The organism is Pseudomonas sp. NFX224 (assembly GCF_048565165.1).
In the GTDB taxonomy this organism is placed as follows: Bacteria; Pseudomonadota; Gammaproteobacteria; order Pseudomonadales; family Pseudomonadaceae; genus Aquipseudomonas.
This window is the reverse complement of the sequence record NZ_CP183416.1, coordinates 5,066,724-5,091,986: the sequence shown is the minus strand read 5'-3', so window position 1 is coordinate 5,091,986 and position 25,263 is coordinate 5,066,724. Positions and strand designations below refer to the sequence as shown.

General features: G+C 61.5%; 24 protein-coding genes. 15 read left to right on the top strand and 9 right to left on the bottom strand.

What is annotated here, in order from left to right; genetic code table 11:
* Positions 1-40: 40 nt before the first annotated feature.
* From ACNYC6_RS23190 to ACNYC6_RS23175, 4 genes are all read right to left on the bottom strand, one after another.
* The gene (locus tag ACNYC6_RS23190) at positions 41-1,024 is read right to left on the bottom strand and encodes a FecR family protein (protein ID WP_419709332.1); all 984 of its coding nucleotides are present in this window, start codon (positions 1,022-1,024) and stop codon (positions 41-43) included.
* A 40-nt stretch (positions 1,025-1,064) separates the two neighbouring features.
* Positions 1,065-1,565, bottom strand: a complete 501-nt coding sequence (locus ACNYC6_RS23185; RefSeq protein WP_419709331.1) for a sigma-70 family RNA polymerase sigma factor — start codon at positions 1,563-1,565, stop codon at positions 1,065-1,067.
* Positions 1,566-1,663: 98 nt separating this feature from the next.
* Complete coding sequence (locus tag ACNYC6_RS23180; RefSeq protein WP_419709330.1) at positions 1,664-3,016, bottom strand: ATP-binding protein; 1,353 nt, start codon at positions 3,014-3,016, stop codon at positions 1,664-1,666.
* Positions 3,013-3,720: a response regulator gene (locus ACNYC6_RS23175; protein WP_419709329.1), complete on the bottom strand. Its 708-nt coding sequence runs from the start codon at positions 3,718-3,720 to the stop codon at positions 3,013-3,015. Before ACNYC6_RS23175 ends, ACNYC6_RS23180 begins: the two co-directional genes overlap by 4 nt.
* 164 nt (positions 3,721-3,884) lie before the next feature.
* On the opposite strand from ACNYC6_RS23175, the gene ACNYC6_RS23170 reads away from it, so the two are divergent.
* The 3 genes from ACNYC6_RS23170 (at position 3,885) to tynA (ending at position 7,323) form a co-directional block, all read left to right on the top strand.
* Positions 3,885-4,199, top strand: coding sequence for a hypothetical protein (locus ACNYC6_RS23170; RefSeq protein ID WP_419709328.1), 315 nt, complete (start codon positions 3,885-3,887; stop codon positions 4,197-4,199).
* A 23-nt stretch (positions 4,200-4,222) separates the two neighbouring features.
* Complete coding sequence (locus ACNYC6_RS23165) at positions 4,223-4,891, top strand: DUF3313 domain-containing protein (RefSeq protein WP_419709327.1); 669 nt, start codon at positions 4,223-4,225, stop codon at positions 4,889-4,891.
* Positions 4,892-5,034: 143 nt separating this feature from the next.
* Entirely contained in the window at positions 5,035-7,323 is a 2,289-nt protein-coding gene (tynA, locus tag ACNYC6_RS23160; RefSeq protein ID WP_419709326.1) for a primary-amine oxidase, read from the top strand.
* 57 nt (positions 7,324-7,380) lie between these two features.
* On the opposite strand, the gene feaR is transcribed toward tynA, so the two are convergent.
* The 3 genes from feaR to paaY form a co-directional block, all read right to left on the bottom strand.
* The gene (gene feaR, locus ACNYC6_RS23155; protein WP_419709325.1) at positions 7,381-8,295 is read right to left on the bottom strand and encodes a transcriptional regulator FeaR; all 915 of its coding nucleotides are present in this window, start codon (positions 8,293-8,295) and stop codon (positions 7,381-7,383) included.
* 85 nt (positions 8,296-8,380) lie between these two features.
* A complete protein-coding gene (gene paaX / locus ACNYC6_RS23150) occupies positions 8,381-9,304 on the bottom strand; it encodes a phenylacetic acid degradation operon negative regulatory protein PaaX (protein WP_419709324.1) in 924 nt (307 codons plus the stop codon).
* 71 nt (positions 9,305-9,375) lie between these two features.
* Complete coding sequence (paaY, locus tag ACNYC6_RS23145; protein WP_419709323.1) at positions 9,376-9,972, bottom strand: phenylacetic acid degradation protein PaaY; 597 nt, start codon at positions 9,970-9,972, stop codon at positions 9,376-9,378.
* 348 nt (positions 9,973-10,320) lie between these two features.
* Between paaY and paaF the strand changes: the two genes are divergently transcribed.
* The 12 genes from paaF (at position 10,321) to paaZ (ending at position 22,793) form a co-directional block, all read left to right on the top strand.
* Positions 10,321-11,094 (top strand): 2,3-dehydroadipyl-CoA hydratase PaaF, encoded by a 774-nt coding sequence (paaF, locus tag ACNYC6_RS23140; RefSeq protein WP_419709322.1) that lies wholly within the window; start codon positions 10,321-10,323, stop codon positions 11,092-11,094.
* 40 nt (positions 11,095-11,134) lie between these two features.
* Positions 11,135-11,926 (top strand): 2-(1,2-epoxy-1,2-dihydrophenyl)acetyl-CoA isomerase PaaG, encoded by a 792-nt coding sequence (gene paaG / locus ACNYC6_RS23135; protein WP_419709321.1) that lies wholly within the window; start codon positions 11,135-11,137, stop codon positions 11,924-11,926.
* 3 nt (positions 11,927-11,929) lie between these two features.
* Entirely contained in the window at positions 11,930-13,447 is a 1,518-nt protein-coding gene (paaH, locus tag ACNYC6_RS23130) for a 3-hydroxyacyl-CoA dehydrogenase PaaH (protein ID WP_419709320.1), read from the top strand.
* On the top strand, positions 13,440-13,889 hold the full coding sequence (gene paaI / locus ACNYC6_RS23125; RefSeq protein WP_419709319.1) for a hydroxyphenylacetyl-CoA thioesterase PaaI: 450 nt from the start codon (positions 13,440-13,442) through the stop codon (positions 13,887-13,889). The genes paaH and paaI overlap by 8 nt, the downstream gene beginning before the upstream one ends.
* Positions 13,882-15,093, top strand: coding sequence for a 3-oxoadipyl-CoA thiolase (gene pcaF, locus ACNYC6_RS23120; protein ID WP_419709318.1), 1,212 nt, complete (start codon positions 13,882-13,884; stop codon positions 15,091-15,093). The genes paaI and pcaF overlap by 8 nt, the downstream gene beginning before the upstream one ends.
* Before the next feature lie 99 nt (positions 15,094-15,192).
* The gene (gene paaK, locus ACNYC6_RS23115; protein WP_150703179.1) at positions 15,193-16,518 is read left to right on the top strand and encodes a phenylacetate--CoA ligase PaaK; all 1,326 of its coding nucleotides are present in this window, start codon (positions 15,193-15,195) and stop codon (positions 16,516-16,518) included.
* A 357-nt stretch (positions 16,519-16,875) separates the two neighbouring features.
* On the top strand, positions 16,876-17,865 hold the full coding sequence (gene paaA, locus ACNYC6_RS23110) for a 1,2-phenylacetyl-CoA epoxidase subunit PaaA (RefSeq protein ID WP_419709317.1): 990 nt from the start codon (positions 16,876-16,878) through the stop codon (positions 17,863-17,865).
* Between the two features lie 28 nt (positions 17,866-17,893).
* Complete coding sequence (paaB, locus tag ACNYC6_RS23105) at positions 17,894-18,175, top strand: 1,2-phenylacetyl-CoA epoxidase subunit PaaB (protein WP_007943393.1); 282 nt, start codon at positions 17,894-17,896, stop codon at positions 18,173-18,175.
* A gap of 8 nt (positions 18,176-18,183) precedes the next feature.
* Complete coding sequence (paaC, locus tag ACNYC6_RS23100) at positions 18,184-18,945, top strand: 1,2-phenylacetyl-CoA epoxidase subunit PaaC (protein ID WP_419709316.1); 762 nt, start codon at positions 18,184-18,186, stop codon at positions 18,943-18,945.
* Positions 18,932-19,465, top strand: a complete 534-nt coding sequence (paaD, locus tag ACNYC6_RS23095; RefSeq protein WP_419709315.1) for a 1,2-phenylacetyl-CoA epoxidase subunit PaaD — start codon at positions 18,932-18,934, stop codon at positions 19,463-19,465. The genes paaC and paaD overlap by 14 nt, the downstream gene beginning before the upstream one ends.
* Positions 19,466-19,499: 34 nt before the next feature.
* On the top strand, positions 19,500-20,576 hold the full coding sequence (gene paaE, locus ACNYC6_RS23090; RefSeq protein WP_419709314.1) for a 1,2-phenylacetyl-CoA epoxidase subunit PaaE: 1,077 nt from the start codon (positions 19,500-19,502) through the stop codon (positions 20,574-20,576).
* 162 nt (positions 20,577-20,738) lie between these two features.
* Entirely contained in the window at positions 20,739-22,793 is a 2,055-nt protein-coding gene (gene paaZ / locus ACNYC6_RS23085; protein WP_419709313.1) for a phenylacetic acid degradation bifunctional protein PaaZ, read from the top strand.
* Positions 22,794-22,905: 112 nt separating this feature from the next.
* On the opposite strand, the gene ACNYC6_RS23080 is transcribed toward paaZ, so the two are convergent.
* Both ACNYC6_RS23080 and ACNYC6_RS23075 read right to left on the bottom strand, forming a co-directional pair.
* Complete coding sequence (locus tag ACNYC6_RS23080) at positions 22,906-23,814, bottom strand: LuxR C-terminal-related transcriptional regulator (RefSeq protein WP_419709312.1); 909 nt, start codon at positions 23,812-23,814, stop codon at positions 22,906-22,908.
* On the bottom strand, positions 23,811-25,229 hold the full coding sequence (locus tag ACNYC6_RS23075) for an aminotransferase (RefSeq protein WP_419709311.1): 1,419 nt from the start codon (positions 25,227-25,229) through the stop codon (positions 23,811-23,813). Before ACNYC6_RS23075 ends, ACNYC6_RS23080 begins: the two co-directional genes overlap by 4 nt.
* Between the last annotated feature and the right edge of the window lie 34 nt (positions 25,230-25,263).

Below are 25,263 nucleotides of genomic sequence, written 5' to 3'. Positions count from 1 at the left end.
GTTGAACAGGAAGACGATGAACTCGAAAAAAACCTGAATTTTATTTTGAAATTATTTCCTGGCTGCCGTCATCGAGGGTGCGCACGGCCACCGGAAGGATGCTCGGCAAGGCCTTGAGCAACGCATCGGTGTTGTCGGATTTGAACACGCTGGTCAGGCGCAGATTACCCACCGCCGCGCTGCCGACCTTGAGTGGTTTGTCCCGATAACGCGAAACCTGCTCGGCGACATCGGTCAGGCTGGCGTTGTTGAACACCAGTTTGCCGCTGCGCCAGGCCGTCAGTTCGGCGGGATTAACCGCGTAGGCGGGCACGACCTTGCCCAGGGCATCGACATGGGTGCCCATGCCGGCGGTGAGGCTGACAAAATCGTTTTCGGCCGCCGAGCGTCCTTGAACCTTGACCGTGCCCTGCTCCACCACGACCCGGGTGTCGCTGCTGCCGTGGCGCACATCGAACCGGGTGCCGGTGACCGTGACCTTGCCGCTGCCGGACTCGACCACGAACGGCCGACTGGTGTCGTGCTGCACGCTGAACATCGCCTCGCCTTCGGTCAGTTCGACGCCGCGTCGATTCTTTTCAAAGCGCACCTGAATTCGGCTGCGGCTGTCGAGGTCGACCACCGAACCATCCGGCAATGCCACGTGACGACGTTCGCCCAGGGCTGTGGAAAACTCCGCCGTGTAAGGCGACGGTTGATTCAGGCCGCTGAACAGGCCCAAGCCGAGGGCGACTGCCACCACACTGGCGGCCACTGCATAACGCAGTATCGGGCGACGTTTGCTGCGGGCCGGCGCTTCTTCGCACAGCGCCCGAAGACGCGCCGACGGCACCAGGTCGGCGGCTTTCCACAGGCCCTGGAGCAATTCGAATTCGTTTCGGTGTTGAGGGTGTTCGTCCAGCCAGGTTTCGAACTGGCGATGCGCTTCGACATCGACCGCGGGTTCCTGCAAACGCACAAACCACCGCGCCGCTTCATCGCGAACTGTTGTTTGCCCGCACGCACAATCACGAGTATCCATCATGGAAGTTCCTGTTTGGCTGGGGATGAGAAATCGCGGCCGCTCATGGATTCATTCCTTCAAGGCGGTCGCGCAGATGCCGCAGCGTGCGGATCATATACTTTTCCACCATGTTCTTGGACAGTCCAAGGCGTTCGGCGATTTCCGCCTGGGTCAAACCTTCGATTTTCTGCCAGACAAACACCTTGCGGCAGTTGACCGGCAGCTCGGTGAGCGCCCGCTCAATGGAATCAGCCAACTGGATTGCGTGCATGTAATGCTCCGGGTCGCCGTTGGGCGACTCACTGACATCAATCGCCTCTGACTCCATGGCGCCCCGCCGATCCTCACGCCGATAACCGTCCACCGCAATATTGCGTGCAGTCTGGTGCAGGTACGCGCGCGGTTGCTGCACCGCCGCCGAATCGGACTCAAGCACCCGCACAAAGGTATCGTGGGCCAGATCCTCGGCCTGCGAGCGATTTCTCAGGCGACGGGTCCAGGTGCCAACCAACTCTTCGTAATGCTCGAAAAAGCCGTGTCTGCGGGGCAGCTTGGGGGTCATTTCGGTGTGCTGTGGAGACGGGGGCGTGAATAGTAATGCTTCCTATTAACTCAAGGCAATGATTTGCGGCTGAGCCGCCGAACGGTAGATCCCCGCTATCACTCGGCAGCGTTTGCACGGCGCGTGCCCGGCAGTTCCACACGCGCTACCAGTCCCGCGCCGCTGCGATTCCGCAACGACAATTCCCCACCTTGTTCACGCACAATCGCTCGCGCAGCGGACAGCCCCAGGCCCACGCCACCGGTATCGCGATTGCGTGAAGTCTCAAGACGGTAGAACGGATCGAACACCTGATCGAGGGCGGATTCGGGAATACCAGGCCCCTCGTCACTGACGTCAATGCAGACCAAGCGGCCGTCACCGGTCAGATCGATGCCCGGCGTGCGGGCATATTTCACGGCGTTATCCAGCAGATTGACGATCACACGCTTTATCCCCAGCGGACGGCCGTCGTATACCAGGTGCGCAGGACCGGTGAAGTCGACAGCGATCCCTTGGTCGCGGAAATCATCGACGATCGTTTGCAGCAGTTCCGAGAGGTCAAATGCGGTGGTTTGCTCCCTGTGGGTTTCTTCACGGAAAAAACCCAGCGCCGCGTTGATCATCGTTTGCATCTCTTCGATGTCGCGAACCATTTTGCGCTGTTGCTCCAGATCGTCCATGAACTCGCTGCGCAGGCGCATCCTCGTCAGCGGGGCGCGCAAGTCGTGGGAGATGGCCGCGAGCATTTGCGTGCGCTCGCTGAGAAAGTGCCGAATCTGTGCCTGCATCGCGTTGAAGGCGATGATCGCCTGGCGTATTTCATGCGGGCCTTCGACTTTGATCGGCGGCGCGCGCAAGTCACCGCCAAAGCGCCGGGCCGCGCTGGCAAAACGTTGCAGCGGGTTGGCCAGTTGCCGAGTGGCAATCCAGGCGACCAGCACGGCAGCCACCAGCCCCAGGGCGATGATGATCGCGATCCGCACGTTTGAGTTCAGCCCCCAGCTTCGTTCCGGGGGCGTGAACGATAACCAGCTGCCATCGCGTAACTGAACCAGTGCGACGTAGTGCGCGTAAGGGCTGTCGTCCGGCCAGTCGTTGGGGTTGAAGGCTTCAATGTCGCGGGGGCTGTCACCCAGCAATTGCTGCAACGGCGAATTTTCAGGCGTCACCCGCGTCCCGCCCGGGGGCAGATGGAAGTCAGCCCGCTGTTTGTTCCAGATCACCTCAAGCATCGGATTGCTCGCCGCAACGGCCAACTGCGAACGCAATTCGACAGGCGCGGCCTCGATCACCCGGACATTCGCAGCGATCTGCTCCAGCAGGCCGGTGCGCTCAATGGGCGGGCGCCCCCAGGTGCCCGCCACCTGAACGAATAGGCCATTGAGCGCCAGCGAAGCGAGCATCGCCGCGACGATGGTCAGCGCAATCCGGCTGCGCAGGGTATCGAGTGGAGCAAAACGACGGATCACGAACGGGCCACCTTGGCCGAGAACATGTACCCGCCGTTTCGCACCGTACGAATGAGGTCCGGGCGCTTGTTGTCCGGCTCGATCTTGCGTCGCAGGCGACTGACCTGCACATCGATACTGCGGTCGTAGGCGTCGTGGCCCTGACCGCGCGCCAGATCGATCAGTTGCTCGCGGGTGAGAATGCGTTGTGGATGTTCGAGAAACACCAGCAGCAAATCGAACTCGCCGGCGGACAACGGAATCATCACGCCCTGGGGCGAGCGCAATTCTCGACAAGTGATATCCAGGTGCCAATTGGCGAAGGTGATGACCGGCCGCACCGGTTCGTGAACCGGGCTTTGCTCGCCGGCGCGACGCTGCACGGCGCGCAATCGGGCGAGCAGCTCGCGAGGGTCGAACGGCTTGGTCAGGTAATCGTCGGCGCCCAGTTCCAGACCGACGATGCGATCGCTCAGCTCACCCATGGCGGTCAACATGACAATCGGAATAGACGTTTGAGCGCGTAATTTCTGGCACAGGCTCAGGCCACCTTCGCCGGGCAGCATCAGGTCAAGGATGATGATGTCCGGCCGGTTGTTTTCTATCACCACCCACATGGCAGCGCCATGGGTGGCCAGATCCACCTCGTAGGCATGCTGAACAAAGAACTGCTTCAGCAAGGCCAGGATTTCCACATCGTCGTCGACGATCAGCAGTCTGCTCACGGTCAAGGGGTCCAAGGGTCAAAAAGGAGCGTATCTAAAACCATTCCGTTGCCAGGGTCATATATTTCAATCGAGCAACATTCCTGCCTGCCAGACATCAATAGGACATACGGCCGCAATCCCCCTGCGGCACCCTGCGCGAATTCCAATTCATGAGGTCTTCCATGCAGGGATCGAACAGCATCTACCCGACCGAAGCGGCCGACAGCGCTCACACCGTGATCCTCAACCAACGCACCAGTGCGCCGGGACACAACGAGCCGATTCTATTCCAGCAGTCGTGCCTGGGACTGACCGATGATCGGACCCACATCGTGCTGCGCCGCTACTACGAGCGTTACAGCCCGACGTCCAGTACCTGGGTGGAATACATCCACCGCGTCCCCATCGCCGAATTCACCCGGTGGATCATGGCCAATGGCGATTTGCGAATCGAATGCCCGGACGAGTTGCCGGACAGCCGCCCCTGCGTTCTTTAATCAATCCACCCCGGAAATCCCTGATGAGAAAACACTTCTCGCTGCCGCTGCTGGCCGCCGCAACCATAGCCCTCTCGGCATGCAGCAACAAAAGAGTCGCACCTGAGGCCTACTCCGGTTTTTTGCCGGACTACAGCGTCTTGACGGAGCACCCGTCGCCCTCGGGTCAAACCGTGCTGAGCTGGGTGAGCCCGACGTTCAAGGTTGACCGCTACACACAGGTGTATTTCGAACCGAGCCAGTTCTTCCCAAAGGTGCTGCCGACGCAGCGCATACCGCAAACCACACTGTCCGACACGACCTGGTACTACGATGCCGCGCTCAAGCATGAGTTGGGCAAGGTCTTGACCGTGGTGACGACCCCAGGTCCCAAAACCCTGATCGTCCGGCCGGCAATTACTGGCGTGACGGCCAGCCCCCAGAGCCTGCGCTATTATGAATGGTTGCCGATCACCCTGGTTGCAGCGGGTGTCAGCACGGCCACCGGGATTCGGGATCAGGACAGCGAGATCGCCACCGAAGTCGTCTTTCTCGATGGCGAGACCCGAACGGTTGTCGCCGAAGTGGTTCGCAAGGGCACGGGAATACCGCTGGAAAACGATAAACAAGTCATCACCACGGCAAACGTCAAGAGCGTGCTTGATGGCTGGGCCAGTGATCTGCGCAATTCGTACGTAGCAATGCGCAAATAAGTGTCGTAGGCCATCGAGCCGCGCAGGAACGTTGATTCAGGCACGCAACCAAAGCAATCTGGCAGCCATTCAAATGCAACCATCGACTGGCTGTAGCAAAGTGCAAGAATGCCAGTCACCGGCTTTTCTTCAGGAATGCACCCATGTTCAGCGCCAAAGCGTCGCCAAAAAGATCACCGCTCGCCCGGCTCGCCCTGGCTATCTCCCTGAGTGCCCTCGGCCTGCCTTTCTGGGCGAGCACTGCCCAGGCCCACGGCGGCCACGCCGAAATGGTGCCGCTGCAAGCGGGCCTTGAGGCGTTTGGCGCCACGGTCAAGTGGGACGACTACGCCAACCTGTTCACCATCGCCAAGGATGGGGTCTACCTCAAGGTCAAGCCGAACAGCAAAGTGGCGATGCTCAACGGCAAACGCATGGAGTTGACGGTGCCGGTGGTGTTCAAGGACAAGACCGCCTACATGTCCAAGGACTTCATCAACCAGGTGTTCCAGTCCGGGCTGGACACGACGTTTGTCGTGGAAACCCGCCCCAACCCGCTCAACCCGTTGAGCGCTGACGAAATCACCGCGGCGGTGGACATCGTCAAGAAATCGGAAAATTACAAACCAGGCTTCCGCTTCACCGAAGTCTCGGTCAAGGAACCGCCGAAGGACCAGGTGTGGAACTTCGTCTACACCGGGCAAAACGTCACCCAGCCGCGCCAGGCGAACATCGTGGTGCTGGACGGCAAGCATGTGATCGAGGCGCTGGTGGATCTCGACAGCAAGCAACTCACGTCCTGGAAACCGGTGCAAGGCGCCCATGGCATGGTGCTGCTGGATGACTTCGCGACCGTGCAAACTGCCGTCGAAACCAGCCCGGAATACGCGCAAGCCTTGGCCAAACGAGGCATCAACGATGTGAAAAAAGTCGTGGCCACACCGCTGACCGTCGGCTATTTCGACGGCAAGGACGGACTGGCTCAGGACAAACGCCTGCTGAAAATCGTCAGCTACCTGAATGTCGATGACGGCAACTACTGGGCGCATCCGATCGAAGGCCTGGTGGCGATCGTCGATCTGGAGCAGAAGAAGCTGATCAAGATCGAAGACGAAGCGCTGATTCCGGTGCCGATGAAGCCGACGCCGTATGACGGGCGCGGGCGCAAGGGCGTGACGGTCAAGCCGCTGGAAATCATCGAGCCGGAAGGTAAGAACTACACCATCACCGGCAACAGCATTCACTGGCAGAACTGGGACTTCCACGTTCGCCTCGATTCGCGGGTCGGGCCGATCCTGTCCACTGTCACCTACGACGACAAGGGCAAGAAACGCAAAATCATGTACGAAGGCTCGCTGGGCGGCATGATCGTGCCTTACGGCGATCCGGACGTCGGCTGGTACTTCAAGGCTTACCTCGACTCCGGCGACTACGGCATGGGCACGCTCACATCGCCGATCGCCCGTGGCAAAGACGCCCCGGAAAACGCCGTGCTGCTAGACGCGACCATCGCCGATTACACCGGCGCGCCGACCGCGATTCCGCGTGCCATGGCGGTGTTCGAGCGCTACGCCGGTCCGGAGTACAAACACCAGGAAATGGGCCAGCCCAACCTCAGCACCGAGCGCCGTGAACTGGTGGTGCGCTGGATCAGCACCGTCGGCAACTACGACTACATTTTCGACTGGGTCTTCCAGCAAAACGGCACCATCGGCATCGACGCCGGCGCCACCGGCATCGAAGCGGTCAAGGGCGTGAAGTCCAAGACCATGCACGAGGACACCGCCAAGGAAGACACGCGCTACGGCACCCTGCTCGACCACAACATCGTCGGCACCACGCACCAGCACATCTATAACTTCCGCCTCGACATGGACGTGGATGGCGAGCAGAACTCGCTGGTGGAAGTGAACCCGGTGGTACTGCCGAACGACCGTGGCGGCCCCCGCACCAGCACCATGCAGACTGAAACCAAAGTGGTCAGCACCGAACAACAAGCGGCGCAGAAATTCGACCCGTCGACCGTGCGCCTGCTGACCAACTTCAGCAAGGAAAACAAGGTCGGCAACCCGGTTTCCTATCAGCTGATTCCGTATGCCGGCGGCACACACCCGGTGGCCAAGGGCGCCAACTTCGGCAAAGACGAATGGCTGTATCACCGCCTGAATTTCATGGACAAACAGCTGTGGGTGACACAGTACAACCCGGAAGAAAAATACCCGGAAGGCAAGTACCCGAACCGCTCGGACAAAGACTCGGGGCTGGGGCAGTTCACTCAGGATAACCAGTCCATCGAGAATACCGATGACGTGGTCTGGCTGACGACCGGCACCACCCACATCGCCCGCGCGGAAGAGTGGCCGATCATGCCGACCGAGTGGGTGCATGTGCTGTTGAAACCGTGGAACTTCTTCGATGAAACGCCGACGTTGAATCTCAATTCACCGAAGTAACACACACAAAATACCTGTAGGAGCGAGCCTGCTCGCTCCTACAGGGTTACTCAGTCTTCAGGCGTGTTGCTTGCGATACTCCCCCGGCGCAATGCCGAAGCGTGACTTGAACGCCGTCGAGAAATAGCTCGAATCGGAAAACCCCCACGAATACCCCAGCACCGACAACTTCTGCTCCTTGCCCGATTGGCGCAGGGACTCGGCGCACAAATCCAGCCGCCGGTTCTTGATGTAGCGCGCCACCACCAGGCCCTTCTTGGCAAACATCCGGTACAGGCCACGGGTGGACATGCCGACTTCCCGCGCCAGCCATTCCGGGCACAGTTCCTCGGAGCGGATGTTCGCGTCGATAAAGCTCAGGGTCTTGCGGAAGATGCGCTCGTGCGGGTCCGCGCAATCGTCGGTTTGACTGATCGCCGGACGCAGCAGGCTGACTATCGCTTCCAGGGTTGCTTCGCTTTCCTGGCGACTGAGGTTCTGTTGGCGCGTGGCGTCGAGGATCAAGCGATGCGAAAGCATGGCGACGGGCGATGTCGCCGCGATCCGGTGGCCGCACTTGACCTGATTGAAGCGCAGGGTGTGCTCCACCAGTTGATACGGCAGGATCAACGACAATTGCCGGGAGTTTTCGCTGTAGGTGAAATCGCTGGGCCGCGAAGCATCGATCAGCGTGATGTCACCGGCGGACAACAGCACCTTGTCGTCGCCTTGCGCCATACCTGCCGTGCCATCGAGCTGGAACACCGCGAAGTATTTGCCGCCCTCGCCCGCCGCGACTTCATGCGGCGTGCGGTACAACCGCGCCTGGCAGGCATCGACGAAGCTGAGTTTGAGGGCATCGCTGCGGTACTCCCGGATCTGACCGGAGAAACCGGCGCCCAGGGGTTGTGCGTTGAAGGCGCCACAGATCTGGTTGATCTGATGAATCCATTGATCGAACCCATCCTGGCGCTGTGCGTTTGTAGAAATCATGGCTGGCCTCACGCAGGCTTATTTTTATTGTCTACGTCAAAACACAGGTTCTCCTGAACAGCGATTCTCCCTGAACGGCGACGGGTTACTTCAACCCGCCAAACCGTCGATAAAAACTCTCGCCTACATCCGGCAACGGTCCGTCGGCGGTTTCCAGGGCACTGTTCAGCCATTCCTCAGCCTTGGCGTAGATCAAACGATAAATATTGCGGCACAACTGCCGGGCCGCGCGGCCTTCCCAATCGCCGGGCAACAACTCGTCCGGCAGTTGCGGGTCGCGCAGCAGCAGTTTGCGGTATTCATGAATAAGCAGGATCCGTGCCAGGAAGCAGTCAGATGGCTGCAGGTTTTCCTGCTCGCGAAGCGCCTGCCAGAGCGGTCGGAACAACTGGATGAACTCGCTGTAATGGTTCGCCAGTTCCTCGATGTTCCAACTCTCGCGCACTTGCAGGCGCAGGGCCTTGGAGGCCAGTACGTCCTGGGCGGTGGTTTCGAAGACGATGGTGTCTTCCTGGGCGCCGAGGTCGAGCAAAGTTGCGTTGACGTCGGTGCGATCGCTGCGCGGGCAGGCCAGGACCACTGGCGAAATCGCACCAAAACCTTGCCACTCCAGTTCTTCGCGCACTTGTTTGCGTTTGTCCTGGGTCAGTTGCGAAAGCATCACCAGGCACCACGAACCATCCCAGGCCGGCATGCTGGTGCTGTAGACCCGCTTGAAGGCCTTGTCGAAACGCCGGCGACCAGTGCCGGTCAGGCTGTAGTAGCTACGACGGCCGACTTTCTCGGCGGTCAGCCAGCCTTCTTTGGTCAGGCGGAAAATCGAGGTGCGGATCAGGCGTTCGTTGATGCCGATCGGTTCGAGCAATTGAATCAGGCTGCCAAGCCATACCGTCCCGCCGTGGGGTTCGATGGCATCACCGTACAAAGTGATGATCAAGGAACTGGCGCGAATCGGCGTCTGCTCCTGGAAGCGGCTAATCAGGTGGTTCAGGGGTGTCAGGGACGACATGGGCGTACCGAGCAAAAAAAGAAAAGGAATATACCGAAAGCCATTGGGTTAATCCCACATAAGGACAGTGTTCACAGGTTACTGCCTTTGGGCCGCAACCCGCTGTCGCTGATCCGTGGGCGGTCTGGCTCCGGTTCGCTCAACGGTTCGCACACCTGCATCTGTTCCAGGCAACGCTGGGCCAGTTGCTGATACTCGCGGGTCCCCGCCTGTTTCCACGCCACTTCCTGATCGCTGAGGGTGCGCTTGACACTGGCCGGTGCGCCCATGATCAGCGACTGCTCGGCGCACTCGAAACCCGCCTTGACGAACGCCGCCGCCGAAACAAATGAACGCGGGCCGATCCGGGCGTTGTCCATCACCACCGCATTCATCCCCACCAACGCGTCGGCGCCGATGCGGCAACCGTGCAGCACCGCACCGTGGCCGATGTGGCCGTTGCGCTCGACCACGGTGTCGCTGTCCGGGAAGCCGTGCATCACGCAGGTGTCCTGCAGGTTGGCGCCCTCCTCCAACACGATCCGGCCGAAATCCCCGCGCAGGCTGGCCAGCGGCCCGACGTAGCAATGCGGCCCGATGATCACGTCACCGATCAGCACGGCGGACGGATGCACATAAGCAGTCGGGTCGACCACCGGGGTCAGGCCATCGAGGCTGTAGCAGGTCATGGAAGGTTCCTTCACAAAGCGATGCCGATAATGACTTATTTTGTATCACATCGCTTTTACATTAACAAAGACAAAAAAGCGTATCACTTGACAAGCGGCTTTTCGACGATCTGCCTGATCACGCAAAACCTTGTACAAAACCCAATGAAATAAGGGAACAACCCGCTATCAGCTGCCGTTTCAAATGACCACTCCACAACCACCAACCGACAATAAGGACACATTAAATCAATTTCAGTATTGCATTTGCGTATCACGTTGTAGCTATACTTGGGCAAAACCGGCCCCTGCGGCCGATCCAATAACGAGCCGGCACCACGCCGAGCGTGCACCGTGAGGGCATCCGCCATGCCTCTAACCCTTGCCGTCGAACTGATCGAGCCTGGCGTCCGCCTGATTACCCTGCAGCGCCCGCAAGCCCTGAACGCCCTGACCACTGAGTTGCTGGGTGAACTGGCCGACGAACTCAATGCCGCGCAAGCCGACCCCAACACCCGCGTCGTGGTGCTCATTGGCAGCCGCAAGGCCTTCGCGGCCGGCGCCGACATCAAGGAAATGGCCGAGCGCGATCTGGTCGGCATCCTCGACGACCCACGCCAGGCCTCGTGGCAAACCATCACCCGCTTCAGCAAACCGCTGATCGCCGCGGTCAACGGCTTCGCCTTGGGCGGTGGCTGCGAACTGGCGATGCACGCCGACATCATCATTGCCGGCGAAGATGCACGCTTCGGCCAGCCGGAAATCAACCTGGGGATCATGCCCGGCGCCGGTGGCACCCAACGCCTGCTGCGCGCCGTCGGCAAATCCATGGCCATGCAAATGGTGCTGACCGGCGAGCCAATCGACGCCCGTCAGGCTCAGCGCGCCGGCCTGGTCAGCGAAGTCACGCAACCGGAACTCACCGTTGAACGCGCCCTGCACATCGCTCGCAACATCGCCGCCAAAGCACCACTGGCGGTGCGCCTGGCAAAAGAAGCGTTGCTCAAGGCGATGGACACCGACCTCGCCAGCGGCCTGCGTTTCGAGCGTCACGCCTTCACCGTGCTGGCCGGCACCCGCGACCGCGACGAAGGCATTGCCGCCTTCCAGGAAAAGCGCCTGCCGAACTTCATCGGCCAGTAATCCAACGAATTCGAACGACCTCCAAGAGAGCGCCAAGACCATGAACTTCGAACACATCCTGTTTTCCATCGAGGCCGGCGTTGCCCTGCTCAGCCTCAATCGCCCGGACCAGCTCAACAGCTTCAACACCCAGATGCATGGCGAAGTGAAGGAAGCATTGAAGCAAGTGCGGCAGAACCCCGAAGTGCGCGTGTTGCTGCTGACCGGCGAAGGTCGCGGCTTCTGCGCCGGGCAGGATCTGAGCGACCGCAATGTCGCGCCGGGCAGCGCCGTGCCGGACCTTGGCGAGTCCATCGAGAAGTTCTACAACCCGCTGATCCGCCAATTGCGCGACCTGCCGATGCCGGTGATCTGCGCAGTCAACGGCGTGGCCGCCGGTGCCGGCGCGAACATTCCACTGGCCTGCGACCTGGTATTGGCCGCACATTCAGCCAGCTTCATTCAGGCGTTCTGCAAGATCGGCCTGATCCCTGATTCCGGTGGCACCTGGACGCTGCCGCGCCTTGTGGGAATGGCTCGGGCCAAGGCCTTGGCACTGCTGGGCAACCGCCTGAGCGCCGAACAAGCCGAGCAATGGGGCTTGATCTACCAGTGTGTGGACGACGCCGATTTGCGCGACGAAGCCCTGAAACTGGCGCGCCACCTTGCGACGCAGCCGACCTACGGCCTGGCACTGATCAAGCGCAGCCTCAACGCCAGCCTGAGCAACAGCTTCGACGAACAGCTTGAACTGGAGCGCGACCTGCAACGCCTGGCCGGGCGCAGCGAGGATTACCGCGAAGGCGTCGGTGCCTTCATGGAAAAACGCACCCCTGACTTCAAGGGACGCTGAGTCATGACCGCACTGAACACTAACGCACGCATCGCCGTGATCGGCGCCGGCGCCATGGGCGCGGGCATTGCCCAGGTCGCGGCGCAGGCCGGGCATCCGGTGCTGCTGCTGGACAACCGCCCCGGCGCTGCCGCTCAGGCCATTGAAGGCATTGATCGACAGCTGGGCAAACGGGTCGAGAACGGCAAGCTCTCCGCCGAGTCGCGCAACGCAACCATCGCTCGCCTGCAAGCGGCGGAAGCCATCGAGGCGCTGGCCGATTGCGAGCTGATCATCGAGGCCATCGTCGAAAACCTTGAGGTCAAACGCGCACTGTTCCGCCAGCTCGAAGGCATCTGCGGCGAACACTGCATTCTGGCCAGCAACACTTCGTCGCTGTCGATCACCCGCATCGCCGCGCAGCTTGATCACCCAGAACGCCTGCTCGGGCTGCACTTCTTCAACCCGGCACCGGTCATGGCGCTGGTGGAAATCGTCTCCGGCCTGGCCAGCGATCCGGCACTCGCCGAGTGCCTGTACGACACCGCCAAGGCCTGGGGAAAAAAACCGGTTCACACCCGCTCCACGCCGGGCTTCATCGTCAACCGCGTAGCCCGACCGTTTTATGCCGAGAGCTTGCGCCTGCTGCAAGAAGGTGCCGCCGACTGCCCGACACTCGATGCGTTGATGCGCGAGGCCGGCGGTTTTGCCATGGGCGCGTTCGAGCTGACCGACCTGATCGGCCATGACGTCAACTATGCCGTGACCTGCTCGGTGTTCGATGCTTATTACCAGGACACCCGCTTCCTGCCGTCGCTGATCCAGAAAGAACTGGTGGACGGCGGGCGTCTGGGACGCAAGAGCGGTCAGGGTTTCTATCGCTACGCCCAAGGTGCAGAGCGCCCGCACCCTACGGAAATTAGCAGCGATGCGCAGGTCGAGGTGTGTGCCGCGGAAGGCGACCTCGGTATCGCCCAGGGTTTGCTTGTGCGACTGCGTGAACAAGGCGTCGAGATCATCCCGCGCGATGGCCAGGGTCTGCTGCGAGTCGGTGACGCCGTGCTGGCCTTGAGCGACGGGCGCATGGCTTGCCAACGCGCCAAGGAAGACGGCCTGCGCAATCTGATCCTGCTGGATCTGGCGCACGATTACGGCACTGCCAAGCGTATCGCCATCAGCTATGCGGCAGGCATTGATCCACTGGCCCTCGACCAAGGCATCGCCCTGCTGCAACGGGCCGGCCTCAAGGTCAGCCTGCTCAGCGACAGCCCGGCCCTCGCCGTTCTGCGCACCGTGGCGATGCTCGCCAACGAAGCCGCCGACGCCCTGCTGCAAGGCGTGGCCTCAGCCGCCGACATCGATCTGGCGATGCGCGCCGGGGTCAATTACCCGCAAGGTCCACTGGCCTGGGCCGATGCCATCGGCCTGCCCCACATTCTGAACGTGCTGGAAAACCTGCAAGTCAGTTATGGCGAAGAACGCTACCGGCCATCGCTGCTGTTGCGCCGCCGCGTCGCCGAAGGGGGAAACTTCCATGACTAATCATGAAGCCATGACATTGGCCAGCGACTGCGCGCAAGCGTTGTTCCAGCGTGACACCGCCAGCCAGGCCATGGGCATGCGTCTGCTTTCTGCCGGTCCCGGCTGCGCCCGCGTCGGCATGACCGTGCGCGCCGACATGCTCCAGGGCCACGGCACGTGCCACGGCGGTTACCTGTTTGCCCTCGCCGATTCGGCGTTCGCCTTTGCCTGCAACAGCTACAACGAAGCCACCGTGGCCATCGGTTGCAGCATCGACTACATCGCCCCGGCGCGCCTGGGCGACACGCTGAACGCCGATTGCATTGAGCAGAGCCGTTCCGGGCGCACCGGCAACTACGACGTACGTATTGAAAACCAGCAGGGCCAGTTGATCGCCCTGTTCCATGGCAAATCTTACAAAGTGCGCGGCCCGGTGCTGACGCAGGAGAACCCGAATGAATGACGCCCTGATCATCGACGCCGTCCGCACCCCGATTGGCCGTTACGCCGGGGTACTGAGCAGCGTGCGCGCCGACGACCTCGGCGCGGTGCCGCTGCGCGAACTGCTGCGCCGGCATCCGCAAGTGGACTGGAGCAGCGTCGACGACGTGATCTACGGCTGCGCCAACCAGGCCGGCGAAGACAACCGCAACGTTGCGCGCATGTCGGCGCTGCTGGCCGGGTTACCGGTGAGCGTGCCCGGCACCACCCTCAATCGCCTGTGCGGTTCCGGGCTGGATGCAGTCGGCACCGCAGCTCGCGCCATTCGCAGTGGCGAGGCCGGGTTGATGCTGGTGGGTGGCGTCGAATCGATGTCCCGCGCACCGCTGGTGATGGGCAAGGCTGAGCAGGCGTTTTCCCGTTCGGCAGAGATCTTCGACACCACCATCGGCTGGCGCTTCGTCAATCCACTGATGAAAAAGGCCTACGGCATCGACTCCATGCCGGAAACCGCCGAGAACGTCGCCGAACAGTTCAACATCTCCCGCGCCGACCAGGACGCCTTCGCCCTGCGCAGCCAGCAGCGTGCAGCGGCCGCCCAGGCCAATGGGCGCCTGGCCAAGGAGATCGTCGCCGTGGAAATCCCGCAGCGCAAAGGCCCGGCCAAAGTGGTCGAACACGACGAACACCCGCGCGGCGACACCACCCTTGAGCAACTGGCCAAACTCGGCACGCCGTTCCGCGACGGCGGCAGCATCACCGCCGGCAACGCTTCCGGGGTCAACGACGGCGCTTGCGCATTGCTGCTGGCAAGCCCCGAAGTCGCCAAACGCCACGGCCTGACCGCCCGTGGTCGCGTTGTTGCTATGGCCACCGCTGGCGTCGAACCAAGGATCATGGGCATCGGCCCGGTGCCAGCGACCCGCAAGGTGCTGGAACTGGCCAACCTGAGCCTGGCCGACATGGACGTGATCGAACTCAACGAAGCCTTCGCCGCACAAGGCCTGGCGGTGCTGCGTGAACTGGGCCTGAGCGACACCGACCCACGGGTCAACCCGAATGGCGGCGCCATCGCCCTCGGCCACCCATTGGGCATGAGCGGCGCGCGACTGGTGACCACCGCCCTGCACGAACTGGAAGAACGTAATGGCCGCTACGCCCTGTGCACCATGTGCATCGGCGTTGGCCAAGGGATTGCGCTGATCATCGAGCGTCTATCCCGATAAAGAATCGCGATTCCCGGGGAGCCGAGAGGTATCCTTGGGGCATGCACTCAAAGCCCCTGCGTGCGGGGGCTGGAACACAAAAACAATTCGAGTGAACACATGAACATGCCAATTGCCCAAGCCGTGCTGAACCCTGTGCTGGACCCGCTGGAAACCGCCAGCGTCGACGAACTGCGCCAGCATCAGCTGGAGCGCCTGCGCTGGAGCCTGAACCACGCTTACAACAACGTGCCGCTGTACCGCCAGCGCTTCGACGCGTTGGGCGTGCACCCGGACGACATCAAGTCCCTGGACGATCTGGCGAAGTTCCCCTTCACCACCAAATCAGACCTGCGCGACAACTACCCCTACGGCATGTTTGCCGTGCCGATGAACGACATCGTTCGCCTGCACGCGTCCAGCGGCACCACCGGCAAACCGACCGTCGTTGGCTACACCCAGAACGATATCGACACCTGGGCCAACGTGGTTGCACGTTCGATCCGCGCCGCTGGCGGCCGACGAGGCGACAAGGTGCACATTTCCTATGGCTACGGCCTGTTCACCGGCGGCCTCGGCGCGCATTACGGTGCCGAACGCCTGGGCTGCACCGTGATCCCGATGTCCGGCGGCCAGACCGAAAAACAAGTGCAATTGATCAAGGATTTCCAGCCGGACATCATCATGGTCACGCCGTCCTACATGCTCAACATCGCCGATGAAATCGAGCGTCAGGGCATCGATCCGCACAAACTGGCCCTGCGCCTGGGCATCTTCGGCGCCGAGCCGTGGACCGCCGAACTGCGCAGCGCCATCGAAGCGCGCCTGGGCATCACCGCCCTGGACATCTACGGCTTGTCAGAAATCATGGGGCCGGGCGTCGCCATGGAATGCGCCGAAACCAAGGACGGCCCGACCATCTGGGAAGACCACTTCTACCCGGAAATCATCGACCCGGTCACTGGCGAAGTGCTGCCGGACGGGCAGATGGGTGAACTGGTGTTCACCTCATTGAGCAAAGAAGCCTTGCCGATGATCCGCTACCGCACCCGCGACCTGACCCGCCTGCTGCCGGGTACGGCGCGGCCGATGCGCCGTATCGACAAGATCACCGGACGCAGCGATGACATGCTGATCATTCGCGGGGTCAACGTGTTCCCGACGCAGATCGAGGAGCAGGTACTGAAAGTTAAACAACTGGCCGAGTGTTATGAGATCCATCTGTATCGCAATGGCAACCTGGACAGCGTTGACGTGCATGTCGAGCTAAAGGCTGAACATCAACACCTGACCGATGAACAACAGAAAGCTGTTTGCGGGGAGTTGAGCAAGCACATCAAGACGTACATCGGGATCAGTTCGCGGATCGTTTTACAGCCTTTCCATTCGATCAAGCGCTCCGAGGGCAAGGCTTGCCACGTATTGGACAAACGTCCTAAAGCATGACTGCTGCACCCTTTTTGGCCCCGCTAAATGCGGGGTTTTTTTTGCCCAGGCTTTAGCACAATCCCTGTGGGAGCGAGCCTGCTCGCGAAGAGGCCGGCACATCCAGCATTGATGCTGGCTGACAGGCCGCCTTCGCTGGCAAGCCAACTCCCACAGGGGTTGGGGGTATCCGCAGCTTGGTCGACTGCAAGGCCGCATTCGCGAGCAGGCTCGCTCCTACAGGTACCTATTACCGAGGAAACCGACAAAGCGATACCAAAAACAAATGCGACACGTATTTTTCTGCTTGATATTAAATCCTGTATCGCTTATAAAGTTATCCATGCCTTAGAACAGATTCACGGCGGGAGAACAAAAATGTACGCACAGCTCGTAGAAACCGGCGTCAAGCGCATCAAGGACCTGTCGGAGATGTCCGAACAGGAACGCGCCTTCCAGGAAAAAATCGATTCAGAAATCAAGATCGAAGCGAAGAACTGGATGCCAGATGCTTATCGCCAGACGCTGATCCGGCAGATTTCCCAGCACGCCCATTCCGAGATCGTCGGCATGCTGCCCGAGGGCAATTGGGTCACCCGTGCGCCGACGCTCAAACGCAAACTGCAACTGATGGCCAAGATCCAGGACGAAGCCGGCCACGGCCTGTACCTGTACAGCGCCATGGAAACCCTGGGCGCCGACCGCGATGAAGAAATCGCCAAGCTGCACAGCGGCAAAGCCAAGTATTCGAGCATCTTCAATTACCCGACGCTGAACTGGGCCGACATGGGCGCGGTGGGCTGGCTGGTGGACGGCGCGGCCATCGTCAATCAGGTGGTGCTGCAGCGCACGTCCTACGGCCCCTACTCCCGGGCCATGGTGCGCATCTGCAAGGAAGAGAGTTTCCACCAGCGCCAGGGCTACGAAATTCTCCTGACCATGATGCGTCACGGTACCCAGGCGCAAAAAGACATGGTCCAGGACGCGATCAACCGCCTGTGGTGGCCGTCGCTGATGATGTTTGGCCCAAGCGACGAACACTCGCCGAACAGCGCGCAATCCATGGCTTGGAAAATCAAGCGCCAGAGCAACGACGAACTGCGCCAGCGCTTCATTGACCAGACCATCCCGCAACTGGAACTGCTGGGCTGCACCTGCCCCGATCCGGACCTGAAGTGGAACGCCGAGCGCGGCCACTACGACTTCGGCGAAATCCAGTGGAGCGAATTCTACGAAGTGCTCAAGGGCAACGGCCCTTGCAACACCGAACGCGTCGCCACCCGCCGCAAGGCGATTGAAGACGGCGCCTGGGTCCGTGAAGCCGCCGTCGCCCACGCCCGCAAAAAACAAAACAAGAACGCCGCCTGATCCGGCCACCTGATGTGGAGTAACTGAAATGTCCGAGTGGACCCTCTTCGAAGTCTTCGTGCGCAGCAAGCACGGCCTCAACCACAAGCACGTCGGCAGCGTGCATGCCGCCGACACCACCATGGCCATCGAGAACGCGCGCGAGCTCTACACCCGTCGCAGCGAAGGCGTGAGCCTGTGGGTCGTGCCTTCGGCGCTGATTACCGCTTCGTCGCCGGATGAAAAAGACCCGCTGTTCGACCCGTCGGACGACAAGGTTTACCGCCACGCCAGCTTCTACGAGCTGCCGGCCGAAGTCGGGCACATGTGAGGGCGACCATGAATAACAAGACCGATCTGATCGAATACCTGCTGCGCCTCGGCGACAGCGCCCTGATCCAGGGCCAGCGCCTGTGCCAATGGTGCGGCAAGGCGCCGGCGCTGGAAGAAGAACTGGCGCTGATGAACGTCGGCCTCGACCTGGTAGGCCAGGCACGCAACTGGCTGGAATACGCCGCCGATCTGCTGGACGACGGCCGCAGCGCCGACGACCTGGCGTTCCGCCGCGACGAGCGCGCCTACCGCAACCTGCTGCTGGTGGAACAACCCAACGGCGATTACGCGGTGACCATCCTCAAACAGTTTTTGTATGACGCCTGGCACCTGCCGGTGCTGCACGGGCTGAGCCAGTCCAGCGATGAGCGCATCGCCGGGGTCGCCGCCAAGGCCGTGAAAGAAGTCACCTACCACCTGCGCCGCTCCGGCGAGTGGGTCGAGCGTTTGGGTGACGGCACCGAAGAAAGCCACAAGCGCATGCTCGCGGCGCTTGCGCAAGTCTGGCGCTTCACCGTGGAACTGATCGCTGCCGATGACAGCGAACAGCGCCTGTGCGAAGCCGGTATCACCCCGGACATCGCCAGCGTCGCCGCGCAATGGCAAGCCAAGGTCAACGATTTCTTCATCAGCGCCACCCTGCCCGTGCCTGCCGCGCCGAGCTATTTCTACCTGAATGCGCGCAAGGGCCTGCACACCGAACACCTGGGCATCCTGCTGGCCGAAATGCAGTTCCTGCCACGAGCGTACCCCGATGCAACCTGGTGAGCTGATCGCCAGCGACCTCGGCGCCCGGCCGGCTCAACCGACCGACCTGGCCGCCGCGTGGGCGATCCTGTCCGAAGTCATGGACCCGGAAGTGCCGGTGGTCAGCGTGGTCGACCTGGGCATCGTCCGCGACCTGGACTGGCAGGCCGGTCACCTGCACGTAGTGGTCACGCCGACCTACTCCGGTTGCCCCGCGACCGAAGTGATCGAGGGCGATATCCGCCAGGCGCTGGAGCTGGCCGGATTCAAGGCGCCGCAACTTGAGCGCAAGTTGACCCCGGCCTGGACCACCGACTGGATCAGCGACAGCGGCCGCGAACGCCTGCGCGCCTACGGCATTGCGCCGCCCGAGGGCAGCACCAGCAAACGCAGCCTGCTCGGCGAGAGCCCGGTGATCGTCTGCCCGCAATGCGGCAGCGCTCACACCGAAGTGCTCAGCGAGTTCGGCTCCACCGCGTGCAAGGCGCTGTACCGCTGCGTCGATTGCCGGGAACCGTTCGACTATTTCAAGTGCATCTGAGCGGCCAATCGGCCGTCCCAGCGGGAGAACAACAATGAGCAAATTTCACAGCCTGACCATCAAGGATGTGCGCACCGAGACCCGTGATGCGGTGTCCATCGCCTTCGAGATTCCGCAGGACCTGCAAGACAGCTTTCACTTCACCCAGGGCCAGCACCTGGTGATGCGCACGCAACTGGACGGCGAAGAAGTGCGCCGCTCGTACTCGATCTGCACCGGGGTCAACGACGGTGAGTTGCGCGTCGCCGTCAAGCGTGTGGCCGGCGGGCGTTTCTCGGCGTTTGCCAACGAACAGCTGAAAGCCGGGCACACCCTGGAAGTGATGCCTCCGGCCGGGCACTTCTGCGTCGAACTCGACCCGACTCGCCACGGCAACTACCTGGCCGTAGCGGCGGGCAGCGGCATCACGCCGATCCTGTCGATCATCAAGACCACCCTGGAAACCGAGCCCCACAGCCGCGTGACCCTGCTGTACGGCAACCGCTCCAGCTCCGGCGCACTGTTCCGCGAGCAGCTCGAAGACCTGAAGAACCGCTACCTGCAACGCCTGAACCTGATCTTCGTGTTCAGCCGCGAGCAGCAGGATGTCGACCTCTACAACGGTCGGATCAACGCCGAGAAATGCGAGCAACTGTTCAGCCGCTGGCTCGACGTGAAGACCCTCGACGCCGCGTTCATCTGCGGTCCTCAGGGAATGACCGAAACCGTGCGCGACAGCCTCAAGGCCAAGGGCATGGCGCCTGAGCGCATTCACTTCGAACTGTTCGCCGCCGCTGGCAGCCAGCAAAAACGCGAAGCCCGCGAGGCGGCGCGCCAGGTGGACGCCGCGGTCAGCCAGATCACCGTCATCAGCGACGGCCGCGCCCTGGCCTTCGACCTGCCGCGCAACAGCCAGAGCATCCTCGACGCGGGCAACGCCCAGGGCGCCGAATTGCCTTACTCGTGCAAGGCCGGCGTGTGCTCGACCTGCAAGTGCAAGGTCATCGAAGGCGAAGTGGAAATGGACAGCAACCACGCCCTGGAAGACTACGAAGTGGCTGCCGGTTATGTGCTGTCGTGCCAGGCCTTCCCGATCAGCGACAAGGTTGTGCTGGATTTCGATCAACTCTGAAATAACACAAAACCCTGTAGGAGCGAGCCTGCTCGCGATGGACGTCAACGATAACGCTGGGTACCTGAGACCCCGCGGCGATCTTAGGTTCATCGTCGGAACGCCGCCAGGAACATGCTCGCCCCTACAGGCAGTCCGACTATTTTGATTCCAGGAGCCACCATGTCCCACTCCCCTACCCTGCAGAGTTTCATCGCCGGTCGCTGGATCGGCCAGCACGGCGCACAGGTCCTGCGCAGCGCCATCGACGGCCATGAAATCGCCCGCACCCATGAAGAGCGCCCGGACTTCGCCGAAGCCATCGAGCACGGCCGTCGCCAGGGTATCAGCGGCTTGATGGCGCTGGATTTCCAGCAGCGCGCCCAGTGCCTCAAGGCTTTGGCCCTGTACCTGAGCGAGCGCAAGGAACAGCTCTACGCGATCTCCCATCACAGCGGCGCGACCCGCGCCGACAGCTGGATCGACATCGAAGGCGGCAACAGCACCCTATTCACCTACGCCAGCCTCGGCTCCCGTGAACTGCCGTCGGGCAACGTCGTCCATGAAGGCCCAGCCATGCAGCTGAGCAAAATGGGCACCTTCGCCGGCACTCACATCCTCGTGCCTCGCGGTGGCGTGGCGGTGCACATCAACGCCTTCAACTTCCCGATCTGGGGCATGCTGGAAAAATTCGCCCCGAGTTTCCTCGCGGGCATGCCATGCATCGTCAAACCGGCCAGCGCCACCAGCTACCTGACCGAAGCCGTGGTGCGCCTGATCGATGAATCCGGCCTGTTGCCGGCAGGCAGCCTGCAATTGATCATCGGCGGTACCGGTGACCTGCTCGACCGCCTGCAAGGCCAGGACGTTGTGACCTTCACCGGCTCCGCCGACACCGCGGCCAAGCTGCGGGTCAACCCGAACCTGATCCGCAACTCGGTGCCGTTCACCGCCGAAGCCGACTCGCTGAACTGCGCGATTCTCGCCCCGGACGTGACCCCGGATGACGAAGAATTCGAGCTGTTCATCAAGGAAGTCGCCCGGGAAATGACCACCAAGGCCGGGCAGAAATGCACCGCCATCCGCCGCGCCATCATCCCGGCCAAGCACATCGACGCCGTCGCCAGCCGTCTGCGCGATCGTCTGGCCAAAGTCGTGGTCGGCGACCCGTCGGTGGAAGGCGTGCGCATGGGCGCACTGGCATCCCACGATCAGCAGAAAGACGTGGCCGAGCGTCTGGAAGCCCTGTTGCAGAGCAGCGACCTGTTGTTCGGCGCCCGCGACGGTTTCGAACCGCGCGGTGAAAATGTCGACAAAGGCGCGTTCTTCGCCCCGACCCTGTTGCAGGCCCGCGACCCACACGCCGAAGGCGGCGCTCACGATATCGAAGCGTTTGGTCCGGTCAGCACGTTGATGGCTTATGACGATCTCGACGAAGCGCTGGCGTTAGCCGCGCGCGGTAAAGGCAGCCTCGTGGCCAGCCTGATCACCAAAGATCCGCAAATCGCCGCTAAGGCGATTCCGGTGGCGGCAGCCCTGCACGGGCGCCTGCTGGTGCTGGATCGCAACTGCGCCGGCGAGTCCACCGGACACGGCTCGCCGCTGCCACAACTCAAACACGGTGGCCCGGGTCGCGCCGGCGGCGGTGAAGAACTCGGTGGCCTGCGCGCAGTGAAGCACTACCTGCAACGCGCCGCAGTGCAAGGCTCGCCGACCATGCTCGCAGCGGTCACGGGTGAATACGTGCGCGGTGCCAAGGTCATCGAAACCGAAGTGCATCCGTTCCGTCGCTACTTCCAGGACCTGCAGGTCGGCGAGTCGCTGCTGACTCACCGCCGCACCGTCACCGAGGCCGATCTGGTGAACTTCGGTTGCCTGTCGGGCGACCACTTCTACATGCACTTCGATGACATCGCGGCCAAGGAATCGCAGTTCGGCAAGCGTATTGCCCACGGTTACTTCGTGCTGTCGGCAGCGGCGGGCCTGTTCGTCTCCCCTGGTGTCGGCCCGGTTCTGGCCAACTACGGCCTGGATACCCTGCGCTTCATCAACCCGGTGGGCATCGGCGACACCATCCAGGCGCGCCTGACTTGCAAACGCAAGATCGACCAGGGCAAGAAGAGCCCGCAGGGCGTCCCGCAAGGGGTGGTGGCGTGGGATGTGGAAGTGACCAACCAGTTGGGTGAACTGGTGGCGAGCTATGACATTCTCACCTTGGTGGTTAAGCGCGAAGAGTAACGCAACACCTGTAGGAGCGAGCCTGCTCGCGATGACGGAGTGTCAGTCAACATCAATGGCGTCTGACAGTCCGCTATCGCGAGCAGGCTCCCACATTTGAACGCCACTTGGTTCAATGCCTGCGCAACCACTCGATAAACAGCGCAAACAACTCTGATTGCGAACCCACTTCCAGTTTCAGGTACAGGTTCTTGCGGTGCATGCGCACGGTTTCCGGTGAGATGCTCATCTGGCTCGCCGTGGATTTCACCGAGTGCCCCCTGAGCACCATGTGCGCCACTTCCCGCTCGCGTTCGGTGAGCACGTCGCAACCGAATTGCTCGAAGGCCGATTGCACCCGTTGCTTGAGGTCATCGCGCATGCCTTGATCATTATTGCCCTGGATCTCGCTGCTACGTTGCAGGCCACGCTGACTGAATTCGCTGATGAACTCGCGCACCAGCGGTTCGACGGCGCGCAGCAGATTCAACTGTTCGACACCCAGGCATTCACCGCCGAAACCTTGAAAGAGGCTGACGGAAATTTTCGTGTCATTGCCCGTATCGACGATGTAGTAACTGTCTTCCGAACAGTTCGCCTTCAGGTAATAGGTCTTGTAATAGTCGCTGTCGAAGAAGTTGTCCGGCGCAATCTCCTCCAGGTGATAGAACCCCTGCGCCAACCCTTGCTCCACCGCCAGGCAGAACGGGTCAAGCAGATACCCCCCCGCAAAATAGCGCTCCAGAATCGAGACCTGATATTCCTGCGCAATCCCGCGCTGGTGCAGCAACTGCGGTGCGCGATCCTTGCGCTCCAGGCTGATCATCACCGACTCGATGGACACCAGCTGCCCCAACGCTGACGCCAGGTATTGCAGGGCATCAGGCTCATCGACATGGGCGAATGCCTCGCGCATTCCCCCATGCCATTTATGCAATGCCCCGAAAGGTATCGCGATCAGCGTATCGTCGTTTGGTTTGCTCATGCCCCGCAGTCTAGCGGCTGAACAAGCCCTTGGTAACAGCCGCACTGACGAAATCATTGGCCGGCGTACTGTCCGCTCGCCTCAAGCTCAGCCGCCACTTCCAGAATGCATACCCGCAGGATCTCGACGATTTCATCCACCTGCTCATAGGTGAGAATCAGCGGTGGCGACATGACGTTGAGGTGCATGATCGGCCGCACCAGCAACCCCCGGGCCTGCGCCCGTACGTGGATTTTCTCGCCGATGTTGATCTCGTCGGCGAACAGCGCCTTGGTGCGTTTGTCGGCGACGAATTCCACACAAGCCATCAGTTTCAGGCAGCGCACATCGCCCACCAGCGGCAAATCCCGCAACGTGGCCAGACGCTGTTCCAGATAGCCGCCGACATCGTCGACATGGGCCAGCAGGTTTTCCCGCTCGATGATTTCGATGTTCTTCAGCGCCGCCGTGCAGCACACCGGATGGCCGCTGTAGGTGAACCCGTGGGTAAAGCAGCGACCCTTGCCCGGCTCGGCAATGACTTTCCAGATGCGGTCGGAAAAAATGCACGCGCCCAGCGGCAGGTAAGCCGAAGTCAGACCCTTGGCGGTGGTGATGATGTCGGGTTGCACGTCGAACACGTCGAGGGAGGCGAAGAACTTGCCCAGACGCCCGAACGAAGTCACCACTTCGTCAGCAACAAAGAGGATGTCGTGGCGCTGGCAGACTTCCCACATGCGCTTGAGGTAACCCTTCGGCGCAATGATCACACCGCCCGAGCCCATGACCGGCTCGGCGAAAAACCCTGCGACCTTGTCCGCGCCAATCGACTGGATCTTGTCTTCGAACTCTTTGACCAGGAATTCGAGGAACTGCGCCTCGTCCATCCCGTCCGGTGCGCGGTACGGGTTGGGGTTGGAGACGTGGTGGATCAATGGATTGGCGTAATCGAACTCCGGCACCCGGTCGGCAGCCTTGTTGCCGATCGACATGGTCAGCGTGGTGGAGCCGTGATACGCGTTGAAGCGCGCGATGACGTGCTTCTTTTCCGGTTTGCCACGGCAGTTCTGGTAGTACTGGATGAGCCGGTACGCGGTATCCACGGCAGTGGAGCCGCCGGTGGTCAGGAACACATGGTCGAGGTCGCCGGGCGCCAGGCTGGCGAGCTTCTCGCAAAGCTGGATCGCCACGTTGTTCGACATGTCGGAAAACGGATTCGAATAGGCCAGTTGCCGCACTTGATCGGCGATGGCCTCGGCCATTTCCTCACGGCCCAGGCCGATGTTGGTACACCACATCCCGCCCACGGCATCGAGAAAGCGGTTGCCCTGGGTGTCGTAGATGTAGGCGCCGTCGCCGGCAACGATATTCAGCGAACCTTGTTCGGCGTGTTCGTCGAACACGTGATAGCCGTGCATATGGTGGGCCTTGTCGGCCTTGACCAGCCGGGACTCGTCCGCTGGGGAAAAAACGGTGCGTGTTGGCGTCGCCATAAATAAACCTCTAACCGGATTGACTAACGATCGA